The sequence below is a fragment of the Bacillus sp. AFS012607 genome (assembly GCF_002558005.1).
Lineage (GTDB): Bacteria > Bacillota > Bacilli > Bacillales > Bacillaceae_G > Bacillus_A > Bacillus_A thuringiensis_S.
Genome location: NZ_NTVM01000016.1, coordinates 12,552 through 26,224 on the forward strand (window position 1 = coordinate 12,552; position 13,673 = coordinate 26,224).

Below are 13,673 nucleotides of genomic sequence, written 5' to 3' on the forward strand. Positions count from 1 at the left end.
GGAGGCATATCAAATAAACCCTGACGGGTTTCAATTTTTTACTATGCTACCTGATGATTAGAAGTGGTATACTCATAAACAACACCCAAAATATCAAAGACTGTCTTTTTCTCGTACCGATGAGATTTTCGTCCGTTGTGCTGTAGGAGGTTAAACAGACGAAGGAGAACCTTTGATAATTCTTGGGTGTTTTTGTGTAATGCTTGGTAAAAAAGTGAAAAATAATCCTTAATTATATACATCGCTTTATATTCACTTAGTTCTTTCTGTTTCTTACGTAATAGGAGTTCTCGCATTTTAAACATAGTAGAAGAACATAATAGAATACTAATGAGTTGCCCATAAAGATGACATTCTAATCGCTCTTGTTTAATAGATTTACAACGATGAATTTGAAACCAAGATTTCCATATTTTAAATAACAGCTCAATTTGCCAACGTAATGAATATAAGTCATAGATTTTCTCTTTTGGTACCCATTCCGTAGGAATGTTTGTCATATATACCGTGATACCTTGTAAAAGCTTCGTGCGCTCTGTATATGTAATCCCTTTTTTCTTTTCACGAATAGCTCGGTCACGTAAGCGTTTCTGTTTTTGTTCCTCGGTACACCTATAAACTACAATACGAGTAGGCAGTTTGTCTTTAGTCCCTACATATACATCGTGTAATTCATAAACTTGGCCAGGTTGTAGTTGTTTCATAATGTCTTCCAAATGAATTTGTATATATACTAGTTTCAATTGAGGGGGTTTTGTTTTAAATACGACTGTTTCGAACTCTTTTCTATATATTTTAGTTGGTAACTTAAGACGGGATAAATAATACCCCTGCTTGTCTTGAATAGACTTAAAGTCTTGTAGACGAAAATATCCTAAGTCACGGATATACAGTTCATTCTTTTGTATCATGTCTGTTCGAGTCGCACCATACGCCTGATCACTTCGTTTTCCTGGTTCAATTTTCACATCAGAAAACTCTCCACTCAACAAGTCATACTCTAGTTGGATTTTCACACCAGCTTTATGACTACATCCTCCGGCACCAGGATACATAGCTGCGAATCGATCTGGAACTTGAAAGGTTGTAGAATCAAGGATGCGGATACGCTCAAAGTAGGAAGAAAGAGAATGAGAAATCTTAGATACGCCTCCAATTTTAGCTTGTAGAAGTGTAGTAAATACAGTACGAAAAAAGGCTACAGAAGCCGAGTTAAATCGCCGATTAAGTCCTTCCGGACTTAATAAAACTCCTGTTGAAGTTTCTAATTGACTACATAGTTGAGTAAGAGAGGTAGTAGCGACTTGTTGATTTAACCATACACACAAGGATAAAAAATAATGCCCGTGGCACTTACGTTTTCGTTTCATCCCGCCTGCTTCTATAGCTAATTGATTAAGTGTAGCGGGAGACATATATCGATATAACTCTTCAGCGAATAAAGATAATTCTTGTTTTTGATTCATATTCATAAAAAGCACGTCACTCTTTCTCATTCATATAAGAAAATAGTAACGTGCTTTTAACTTCAAAAATAGTCTAAAACCTTAAGTTGATGGATGTGGGGCGCTCCCCCTTTTTTTGAGTGATTTTTACAAAGGATTAAAAGTAGATATTAATATATAAAATGCAAACGATGTGTAGGATCTCTATACTCTTTGTAGTGTCTTATTTCTTGTTAAAGAGAGAAAAGGTGTTAAGCTACTAATCTAACTGTAATATATAATACGATATGCAACTTCAAGAGGATATAAGAAAGAATCCTACTAACAAAGCATGGGGGATGACATAATAGAAGGTGCCACGGCGTGAGTGGATGGGATTCTTAAGAAAAAGAAAATGTCGATTTTTTCTCTCTTCCAAGAGTATGTAACACCCGTTTGTTATTCGAAAAAAGAGCAATCACTGGTTGGGGAGATTGCTCTTTAGATTATTGAAATATTTTATGCCATCAAGGAATGTTGGCGAAGATATAAATAAGCGTATAATAAATATGATTACAATATGGACTTATGATGCTTGCATATTGTTATTAAGGATTTTTACACACTCCATCATTATTAAAGTGATATTCTTTATTTCCAAGGTATAAAGATTCTGTAACCGCTTGTCCTTCATAAAAGGAATTTTCGTGGGAGTTTGTAACGTCGTCTTGTTCACTGAGGTAATACCTCTCTTCAGCAGGAGTATCAGTAGTATCCACCCAGCCCGTTACAATTTGCCCTTTTTAAAGGTTTTTCCCGTGATGTTTCCAATACCATCGCGTTCGCTAATGTAAAACAATGCAGTTGAATCCTCAAAAATGTCAGCTGATGCTGTTGTTACCTTATTTATTTTCTCAATGTATAAGTCTTTAGCCTGTTTATATGTGTTTTATATATTTATCAGCTAGTTTATAAATCCCATCTTTCGTATACAATTCTTTTAAGCTCTACTCTATAATATTCATTTTAGAAGCTACTGCTTTATCACTTATGTTTTTTTAAAACATTAAATGATCAACTGCAACCTTAGTGTATAGAGGTAAATTTGTTACTTTGTGTGCATCGTCTGAGGTGTGATCTAAAAGGCACCTAAATGATTGCTCAAGAGCATTTGCCAAACACCCCGTTGATTCTTGGTCTTATCATCAGAATTCTGACTGTTTTTTGCATTCAGTGCGTTTAACTGCGATTTAATCCCACTTTTTTCTGGCCATACTGCATTAAGTAGTTGAAAAATATATATTCCTCCATATGGTATGAAATCCGTACCCGCTATGACTATCGATCTTGCAGTATTGTTCAATTGATCTGGACCGCCGTCGTGTGCATACTTAATAATTTCACATATTGAAGTTGTCGTAAATTTATTCATCGATTTGCGATTTATTTCAGTAGTTATTCTTGTAAATAAATTTTTTCTGAAGGTTTTATATTTTCCGTTTGTGTCTCTGCATCGCTGATTGAATTTGATGATATCATTTCAATGTCATCTTGAAACAAATAACACTTTTTTGAATCTACGTTTTGCCTGCGTTCGATCTTTGTATTTCATGAAAAATCTCCTTTTTGTTTTAATTTTATTTTATTTTTCATGGAGGATCAAACTATACCATGTATAAGGGAGAGGATTGTTCAATTTTTTATTTTAATAAAAAGTCGAATAACTTGAAAAGAGATAGAAGGATATAAGCAATTTGATTAATGGCTAAATATTTTCATGGAAATAGGTAAAAATGATTGGATAACAGAAAAAGAGGTCTAAAAAGCAAATAATGCAGTTTCTGAAAAAAATATATGAGAAAATTATAGATGATTTTATAAAAAGAAGCATGTCACCAAACAATCCTCTCTACGAAAAAATTAAATTTGAGATTGATTTTTTGTGCATGTGGAATCATTATGTATATTAAAAATAACGATATTTCTGAATAACCGCACATGGTTATCGTAGTAAAACAAGAGAATTAATTTAAAATATCATATTTTATGTATAGATATGATATATCTATACAATGAATTTTACGATTATATAAAGAGCCTTTTTATATCAAAAAAGTAAAATATAAACACTATAAATGCAATAGACACATAATAATTTCAATTTTATTCCACTTATTTCGACAATGCAAAAGATGAATTTTACAAACTTAATTTTTAAAATGCACATAATAGCTCAATGCCTATAATAAAATTAGGGTTTGAAATGAAAAATCCTATTACTACAAAAAGGGAGCGTAAAACATGACAGAAATTCTATATGAAATGGCTGGAAACTTATACGAAGAGACACAATTAATTGAAAATTTAAATGAGGAGTTTAATTTATATACATGTCCTTCTACACCATGTACAATCCAGTGTGATTAAAATTATATAATAAGAAGGACACCCCTAAAGGGTGTCCTTCTTATTATATTTTCATGTTATAAACAGTTATCAATGTATAAATATTGAAGTGAATTAATGAATGAAGGAGAAAGTATCATGGATCCTCTAGACAACATACTTTTTAGTAATGAGAGAATAAAAATAAATAAACAGCCTTCAAAACATCTACAATTTGATAAAAATATCGAATATATTTATCAAAGAAATACAGGATTAAGAGAAAAAAGTGTAAAAGATATCCTACAGTTCGAATCCCTTGAGAGTATAAAATTAATATACAGTGATTTTATTAATAAATCGGATTATAAACTCAATACTTATCGAAAAATACAAAAAGAAATTTCGGAGCAAATTTTTAATGCTAATAATAATTCTAACATTTTATTTTCCGCATTTCTTTCTAAAATATCTTTATATCTTAAACAACAAATTATTAGTTCGCTTAAATACCAAAATCTAAAAATAATAATTTCTAATGAGGAAATATTTTTTGAGAAAATACAAAAACAATTTGAAAAACAAATGTATAAATTATCTTACCGTACTTTAGTATTAGATTATAATTTTCAAAAAGAAAAAGGGACTTTAAAAGGTAATACTGAGAAAAAAAGAATATCACACTATAATCAAATATTATTAAATGATCCAACCTTTATCATACAACTTTTCAATCGCTTTCCATGCTTATTAAGAATAATTTCAAATGAAATTAGAAAGTTAAAAAAATTTATTTTAGAGTTGCTACACCGTTTTAAAAAAGACTATAAGGTTGTTACTATTAAATTATTAAGTAAACAACAACAAAATATAAAATATATTGATTTTGGGTTAGGCGATACACATTGTGATGGCCGTAGAACTACTAAAATAGTATTAGAAAAAGATATAATTATATACAAACCACGAAATGCATCTCCTGATTTCTTTTATGCAGAAATGATAAAACTATGGAATCAAAAAGGAACAAAGTATAATGTGAAATTTGTAAATGGAGTATATAGAGAAAGTTACAGTTGGTTTGAATATATTGAATATAAAAAATGTACGGATTATCAACAATTAAAAGATTTTTATAGACGCCTAGGTATTCAACTAGCTTTTTTGTATGCATTGAGCGCTACAGATTTCCATTTTGAAAATATAATTGCACAGGGCGAATATCCAATATTAATTGATTTAGAATGCTTATTTCAAATACCTAATGCCTATAAAATAGAAAAAAATAATGATGCTCAATCAATTGTAGAACATAAGATTGCAACATCAGTTTATGCGGTAGGATTACTTCCAACATCTTTAGGCGAAAATAATATTGACATCAGTGGAATTGGAAGCACAAATAAAATTAAAAGTATTAGAAAAGTTCCTCAAATCAACACACATACTATGCAAATTGAACAGAAGATCATAGAGTTAGAAACTAAAAATAAAAATAAACCTATATTATTAGATAAACCTATTGAGACATATAAGTATACAAAATATTTATTGTGCGGTTTTAAAATGGGATATATGCACATAAAAGAAAACCAAAGTGAATTATTAAGATTGATAGAAAAATACAAAATGAAATTACAGGTCAGGTACCTTTTAAAAGGAACAGTAGATTATACCTCTATTTTAAATCTAAGTGTTCATCCGCGCCTATTACATAATTATATAGATAGAGAACTTTATCTTGCAAAAATGTGCGCGCTGTTTAACACTAAAACCATTTTCAATAAAGAAATTGCTTGTGATGAATATAAAAGCCTTATAAATGGTGATATCCCATACTATTCGAATAAAATTACTTCTAAACATTTAATTAATTCTAAAAGAAATACTTTCAAAAATTATTTCGCGAAAACTCCTTATGATTTTGTAAAGCAAAAAATAGAATGTTTCAGTACAAATGATTTGGAAATTCAAATGGATATAATTAAAGGTGCAATGAAATTAAACACACCTTTACAAACTACTACTACCTTTTCTCAAATTATTTTTGATAAGCTATATAAAGTTCCAAAAAATGAGTACCTTAAAGAAAAAGCAATAGAAATAGTTCAGCATTTAAAAAAGAGAGCAGTAATTGGGTGTGATTCCCAAAACGTATCGTGGATAAATACTTCAATTATAGATGGGAAATTTCATCTAAGCTCTATGAATGATTCATTATATGATGGACTATCAGGAATTTCCTTAATGTATCTTTCTTTATGGAAGATTACTAAAGAAAATGATTATCTAGCAACAGCGGAAAAAATAGTTTTTGACATCATGTCTCGAATAGATTCTACAAAAAAGGATATACCAATAGGAGCATTTACAGGTGTTTCTTCTATTCTATATACAGTTTTAAACTTCTATGCTCTTACTGATAAAGCAGTATATGCATTATATGCAAAAAAATTAGTATTCATGATTCGTAATAAATTACCAAAAGATAGCTTTTTAGATGTAATTAGTGGCATAGCAGGGACGTTAATAGTATTAATTAGATATTATGAGTTAACTAGAGAACTTGAAATTTTAGAGTTAGCAAAAAAATGTGGGGATTTAATAATTAATAAAGCAATTAAAGTTTCTTCACAAGAAGTGGGTTGGATTACGATAGATAAAAAACCATTATCAGGTTTTTCTCATGGTAACGCAGGGATTATTTTTGCATTGCACCTTTTAAATAAGCATATAAATTCTAAAAAAATTAAAGATATTATTAATAAGGGGCTTCGATTTGAAGTAAATAATAAATATCGAAGCCGTTGGAATGATTTAAGAACTTCCAAACCTGGTTCGGATATTGGGGCATGGTGTCACGGTTCTGCAGGAATATTACTTAGTAGATTAGAATTGCAATCGTCAGATGATAACTATATCATAAATCAATCAAAAATAGACATTGATCACGCAATATTTAACATTAAACAATTTGGTTTTGGGAAAGAACAAAATCTTTGTCATGGTGATATAGGTAATGCTTTAATAATGTTAAAGTATGCTGAGCACACTCAAGAGGAAAAATGGAATGTAATGCTTCAAGATTATTTTTCAAAGGTTATTCCATCATATATTTTAGAATTACAAAATAACATAAAGCCAATGGGATTGATGACTGGTTTAGCTGGTGTTGTATATGGATTGTTGCTATTTTACGACTTAAGACTTCCAAACGTTTTGACACTAGAATTAGGAAAAACTACATACAAATAATTATTTGACTATAAATAAACTATTCATAAAAAAATATTATTGGGGTGTCTATTATTTCTAAAATTTTACTTGAACAATTTGAAATGACAAGAAATTGTTTTATTCAAGTAGTAGATTCTGTACCTAAAGAACTACTTCATATACAACCATCTTGTTTTAAGAATACAATACAATGGCAGGTTGGTCATGTATTAACAATTACAGAACAGTATATATTTGAATTCCCTGAAAAATCAATGCATATTCCAAAAAATTATATAGAATTTTTTGGCGAAGGAACAAGTCCTTTAAATTGGCCTAAAAATGCCCCGAAAATAAATGAATTGGAAAAAGCATTGAAAAATCAGCTCAATCGAATATGTAAATTATCTTTTGAAAAATTTGAAGCAACATTAAAAGAGCCTGTGTTGGGATATACAACCTTTTACGAATTAGCAAGTATGCTATTATTGCATGAAGCCTATCATTTGGGACAGATATATTCCATGCACAAAATTATTGAAAGTGAAAATCAGGCATCATCAACAAAATTAAAAAAGAAAAATACTTAGAATTTGTTCTTATTTTAAACTGCAATATTGTTCTTCCACCTATGCACACAAATCTGTATTGATGATTTAATTCAGTAAAATAACTGTTGATTTATATATGAGAACATACAAATTGACAAAAGAACAAACTACGAAAATATTGTACAAAATCCTAAAAGACTATTCATTATTTATCAAAGAATAGTCTTTTAGGTATTTCTTTACTTCACTTAATTCCTAATTTAATGCAGCTACAATAGTACGTATTTCTTTTTTATTAACACATTTCAATTATGGGCTTCATATCAGCATATTGTTCTACATTTTTAACTCGTTCTCGGTAAAATTACTTCTATTTTATAAATCTACTTTATCACTTTGCATCTTATAAACTAAATGTGACACAAATGTTAAAGGAATAATTTTTAAATTTAAGAGGTTAAACCTAGTTCGTATTAGATTACTGGTAATATGGTATTAATTGGTATTTTTATTTCTATTTACTTAATGATCATGGATTTAAGCAAATTCCATATTTATCAAACTCGTACTCTTTCCCGCCTATAGTTTTCTTAGTATTGTGTACAAGTTCTCCATTTGGAGAAAAATATAACCAGAATTTTGTGTTTGCTGATTTTTTCATTAGCTCCATTATCTTCGGTAACTCATTGCTATATTTGCCCCCCACATTTTTTGAATACATAAACATCATTACCACGCCCATCTTATTAGAGGGCAAACTTAGCCATCCTGTTGCCATTTGTCCTTTTTCTAATTTATCAGTTTTTTCAGGGCTGAGGTAATACCACTTTCCTCCACTATAAAAGATATGATTAACTAATAACATATCATGATCATAATAATACCATTTACCACTTTCTTGTACCCATGTGTCGATTCTTGCGATTACTCTAAATGCCTGGTTTCCCCATGTTCTATTGTAATATTTATTCTGTTCATTCAATTTATTTCGATAATTATCTATATCTTTTCCGAGATTGTTCATAATCGTATTTTGGCCTGAAAGAACGGAAGCAGCGCCATCACGCATAAAATTCTTTAACAATTCATTATATTTATCTTCCATCTTTTTCAAAGCCCTTACCACAGCATCATCAAAACTACTTTCATTCCCCGTTAAATAAGCATGAGTCACACTTCTTGCTTTTTGTGCTATAGCTATCATTTCTTCTCTGAGGCGGTGTGCTTCAGCGTTGTATGTGTATTCTATATGAATTTTGTATTCCTTAGCAGCTGTCTGGATATCGTGCATAAATTCTTCGTTGAAGCTTGCATTATCAAATTTTATCTTAGGTCCTTTCCCGTTCTTTTCAATGAACTTTAAAAATAACAAATAAGCGGTAGCAACTGTAGTGTACATAGGAAGTTCTTTTGCTTGCAGGATTTCTTTGTTACAATCTCTTATAAGCTCTTTAAATTTTTGGTTAATATGTCGTGCGTGCCAACGACGATTTTCATATACATTACCCGTACTATAATAAACATCAGTTGTATCCAAACTGTTAACTGACCTTTCGAATGATTCTAACTCTTTCAATAAAGTCTCATAGTGTGATTTAAGGGTAGCAGCACTCAAATCTTCAATTTTTTTATCTAGATGATTAATTTGATCTTGTACATATTTCATTTGGTTATCTTCTACATTATTTGGGCATACCGCACCAAGTATTTGGGAAATGAATGCCCCTCCATATGGAATGAGTGCCACCGCCCCTAGTACTACAGTTCTAAGAGTACCACTAAAATCATTAGAATGATATGCGTCTTTATATACTTGTTTTAATGTATCTCCCCCTAATGAAGCAATTGACTTGAGAGTATCTTTATCAAACAACATATCTTTTAAAACTTTAACGACTCCATCGTTCTCCACTTTGAAAACTTCACCAGCACCTATTGATTGATAAGTAGTGCTTTGTGTTTCATTTAAAAATTCTTGAGGGTGTGTCATAATTTAATCATCCTTTCTAAGAAATATTGTTGGTAAAAATCTGCACTAACACACATGCAATAATATAAATAATATTTTGAAATAAAAACTGCCGAAAATAATTAAGTCTTAAGTAATCATATTCATGCCCCAAACATTTCTATTACTAAAAAATGTAACTACTTAAATTTTAAACATAAATATCAATCTAAAAAACGTTCAATTTGTTAAATGTAAAGACAAAATTGACTCTCAAGCAAATGATGAATTTTCAATTTTTTTCAAAAGACCTATCTTTTAGAACACGAAAATTTCAAAAAAACAAGGGATACAAAAATTATTAGAAGAGATTCTAAATGAAAAAAATTGACTGATAAATCTAATTGCAAGAAAACATGCTGTCTTAAGAGTTAGTAATCTAAGATTTCATGATTCTCCATCTGGGAAAGGTGAAGATATTGCTAAGCTGTAGTTGAGGAATTAGGATTCAAAAGAACAAGGTTGAGGAGTTATCTGAGTCTGGTTTAATAAAAAAAGGTCCTAAATTTTAGAGAACTACTTATAATTTAGGTGTTAGCCAAATAAGTGTGCCAGTAAAATCTTCTTTGGGCCATCACATTATTAGAGTACTGAAAAAGACGAATGGAAGCTGTTTGATCAATAGAAAAAATATTTGAGAGGAACTAGAATTAAAATGTTTAACAGACCAGCAATAGCAGCAAAAATTCTTGAGAGAATTATTTAAAGATACTTTTAAAAATTAAATTTGTAAAGCAACTAGTATAATTAAAAAAATTCCCATCTATTTCTTGGAAGTATTTACATCTAAAAGGTATATGAAGTAGCTAGTACAATTGACATATTCTGTGTATCGAATTTTGTTTTAATTTGCCTGGGATTTTATGAAACATTAACTCATGGCATCTTTAAAAAAATAGATTAGAAGACGCGCTAAGTTTCTTTGTTTAAAATAAAGCCAACAATACATTTTTTGTTAAAAAATTTAAAATGCAGAGATGAAAGGAGAATGTTGGCTAAAGTACTATAGTGTGATTTAGCACTTATTTGTTTTTAAAATAGACAAATAAGTGTTTTTTAAATTCTGATTGATGTACTAAAATTATTTTATCATTCCCTGGAATAATAACGGCTAGGAATTCTGTACATATAATAATGGTTCTTTTGGAATAAATGTGACAAAAAATAATATATAGTCTTATTATTCTTCTTATATATCCAAGCAATATAATAAAAAAGTGGGGATGGTGCAAGTATACCTGTACATCCCCTAACTTAAACACTACCAAATCATAAAACAGGGTGATTTTGATATGGATACTATTAATGTTCTGTGATCAATAAAATTTAATGATTACATTCTTTCTTTAAAAATGAAAACTGAACCACTTAACCATCGGAATCTATTGTTTTTAGGATGTGATGAAACGAATAAGGTTGTCACATTTTTTAAAATAATAATTTTCTTTAAATTAATAGTAATGAGATAAAAATAATAATACTTGTCAAACCACAAAAATATTAATTTTCAATACTAATAAGAATACATCATTATGAACTGGTGAAATAAAAACAAATTTATATAAAAATATCTATTTTACCAGTTATTATTTTTGGTTATATTTCTGTAATAATAGTAAGTGATTTTAGAGGTTTGTCATGAATGTTTTCCGCACCTTTCAATGTANNTACATTGAAAGGTGCGGAAACACCGATTTGATGTATTTTATGAATGTATGTATGTTTATTTATGCTTTTACTTAAAGTACGGTTTAATCCTATGGGCTTAGGAGGACTGTGCTTTTTGTTATTTTTAAAGGTTTGATAATGTGATAAAAATTAAGATGATATAATATTTATTCTGTTGAAACCTCGATGGATGTATTGGTAATTGTACGAGATATTTTAGCTCTTACCGTAGAAACTATGGACAAGGACTGTTAAAATTTACTGATGGATCGATGTTTGCAGCTTCAAACAGTCCGTAAAATCAAAAAATCAGAGCAGTTCAAATCTAATTCTAAAGATATTTTTAAATCATCTATTGAAAAATATCTAAATTACTAAGGTGCAAATGTACCTTACGTTAACCCTGTGTACTCCTTTACCTAAAAACTACAGATGAATTTATATACTACTACATATCAACAATTGGATGAGACTATACATACCTGTTAAACAAGTCTGATGGAATAATACTAGCGCATGAATGAGTGTAATATATAATCTGTGTTATTAATTAATATGACTAGAGTCTGTTGTTTGTTTTTTATTCATTTAATTTATTTTCGTACTCTAGTTATAGATCTTTTTTGTATTTTTTATTTAATGAATTAACAAAACAAAAGCACCTATGACCATAATTTTGGTAATAGGTGCTTTATTGATATATGAATCCTGTAGAAATTAAGCGTATGACCAGACCGTTATGAGCCGTTTGGTCTAACTAGCTGAGCTGAAAATACGATTTAAAAAAGCACCCGAAAGAGTGCTTTTTCTTTGTTACTGATAAAAAGTTTTGTTTTCTTACCCAATACCCAATACATATTACATACTATGAACAATAACACTTTCTACACAAATTTATCATTTGTAAAGGGAATAAGAATACGTTTTTTAACTTTGTCAAAATTAATAATAGATTAATAATGGGATTGGTATTTTTTTATAATAATAGAAAATAATTAATTAGAGGGAGAATATTAAATGGATTTTTTATCTAAAAAGGTCTTGATAGGGTTAATTGCAGGGACTATGGGTATATCTCTGCTAACCCCTTCAATACATGCTGAAATTAATAATTCACAAAAAGAGGCAAACTCTACAGCTTTAATGATTGAAAAAAGCACGGGAATTGATGATGTTTTGAATAACTTTAAAGTTGATTCTAACGAAGCAACAGTTGTTGAAAATGCATCAGGCATAGTAAAAATTCCAAACAAATTAAACTCAGAACCTATTACTATTAAGGATAGAAAGGAGTCTTTACATATTTCTCTCCCAGAGTTAAATTCAAGTGAAGTTATCCAAACAAATAATGGAACTCTTATTTATCAAGATAAAAATCAACCAACTGATTTAGCTTTACAAACTACCAAAGATGGTTTTCGATCGTTAATTAAGATAAAAAATCAATTTGCTCCAAAAGAATATGAATTTGTTATTGATATTCCAAATGGCGGAAAACTAGTTACGTCTGCGGAATACTTAGGAAAAGAATATGATACAGGTGAAGTTTTTATAGTCGACTCAGAAAATATTATTCAAAGTGTATTTATGCAAGCTTGGGCAAAAGATGCAAATGAAAAACCAGTTTCTACACATTATAAAGTTGATGGAAATAAGTTGATTCAGATTGTTGAATTTGATAAAAACACCGCATTCCCAGTGATTGCTGACCCTGATTGGGTGAAAATAGGTAAATGTTCTGGTGCTTTAGCTGCTTTTGTAGGCGGAAATTTAATTGCTGTTTCTAAATTAATTAAAATTAAGAAATATATTAATGCTTTAGGTGGGTTTGGAGAAGCTGCAAAACTTCTTGTACAAGCATCTACTTGGGAAGAAAGAATGCGTGTTGGCGGACAAGCTCTTGTAGGTCTGGCTGGAGAATTAACTGGTGCTACAGGGGTGTGGGCTGCCTGTAAATAGGTATTTGAGATGAAATATATACTTACCGGGATTAACGTTTTGTTTAGTTTAAGTATTTTGATATCTGGATTAAAATATTTTAAAAACACAATTGTAACTTATAAAAATGATATTGAATTAAAATATAGTATGACAAGATCTGTTTATTCTATTGCGGTAGATAGTGTCTTTATCTGTATTTTTATACTTACGCCAAATTGGATTAACAATTCAGAAGTTGATTTTTTAGTAGATGTAATATTACCAAGTTTTATAATTGTAGGTGGAATAGAGAGCATTCAATATCTTTTTTTGAATCTGCAATCAAATAACAAATATCTTATATTAATTATTTTAGGTGTTTTAAATGGCGTATTTATCCAGTGACACAATAAGTTTCTGGAATGTTTATAAAATAAAGTGAATTTGAACTACGAAATAGCTTGATATTGATTGTTCCCTTCACTGAAACGAGACAATCTA

General features: G+C 29.7%; 7 protein-coding genes. 5 read left to right on the plus strand and 2 right to left on the minus strand.

Annotation, left to right across the window (positions count from 1 at the left end; translation table 11 throughout):
• Window positions 1-41: 41 nt before the first annotated feature.
• Window positions 42-1,472: an IS4 family transposase gene (locus CN409_RS20230; RefSeq protein ID WP_141527719.1), complete on the minus strand. Its 1,431-nt coding sequence runs from the start codon at window positions 1,470-1,472 to the stop codon at window positions 42-44.
• Window positions 1,473-3,725: 2,253 nt separating this feature from the next.
• Between CN409_RS20230 and CN409_RS32565 the strand changes: the two genes are divergently transcribed.
• The 3 genes from CN409_RS32565 to CN409_RS20245 all read left to right on the plus strand — a co-directional run bounded on the left by CN409_RS32565 (window position 3,726) and on the right by CN409_RS20245 (window position 7,615).
• Window positions 3,726-3,851: a hypothetical protein gene (locus tag CN409_RS32565; RefSeq protein ID WP_255260090.1), complete on the plus strand. Its 126-nt coding sequence runs from the start codon at window positions 3,726-3,728 to the stop codon at window positions 3,849-3,851.
• A gap of 117 nt (window positions 3,852-3,968) precedes the next feature.
• A complete protein-coding gene (locus CN409_RS20240; RefSeq protein WP_044306839.1) occupies window positions 3,969-7,064 on the plus strand; it encodes a type 2 lanthipeptide synthetase LanM family protein in 3,096 nt (1,031 codons plus the stop codon).
• Between the two features lie 44 nt (window positions 7,065-7,108).
• Window positions 7,109-7,615, plus strand: a complete 507-nt coding sequence (locus tag CN409_RS20245; RefSeq protein ID WP_052508618.1) for a DinB family protein — start codon at window positions 7,109-7,111, stop codon at window positions 7,613-7,615.
• 490 nt (window positions 7,616-8,105) lie between these two features.
• On the opposite strand, the gene CN409_RS20250 is transcribed toward CN409_RS20245, so the two are convergent.
• A complete protein-coding gene (locus CN409_RS20250; RefSeq protein WP_097981477.1) occupies window positions 8,106-9,566 on the minus strand; it encodes an insecticidal delta-endotoxin Cry8Ea1 family protein in 1,461 nt (486 codons plus the stop codon).
• A 2,703-nt stretch (window positions 9,567-12,269) separates the two neighbouring features.
• Here CN409_RS20250 and CN409_RS20255 point away from each other — a divergent pair.
• Both CN409_RS20255 and CN409_RS20260 read left to right on the plus strand, forming a co-directional pair.
• On the plus strand, window positions 12,270-13,211 hold the full coding sequence (locus tag CN409_RS20255; RefSeq protein WP_044306838.1) for a hypothetical protein: 942 nt from the start codon (window positions 12,270-12,272) through the stop codon (window positions 13,209-13,211).
• A 9-nt stretch (window positions 13,212-13,220) separates the two neighbouring features.
• Window positions 13,221-13,577 carry a hypothetical protein gene (locus CN409_RS20260; protein WP_044306837.1) on the plus strand — a complete coding sequence of 119 codons (357 nt, stop codon included), beginning with the start codon at window positions 13,221-13,223 and terminating at the stop codon, window positions 13,575-13,577.
• Window positions 13,578-13,673: the final 96 nt, after the last annotated feature.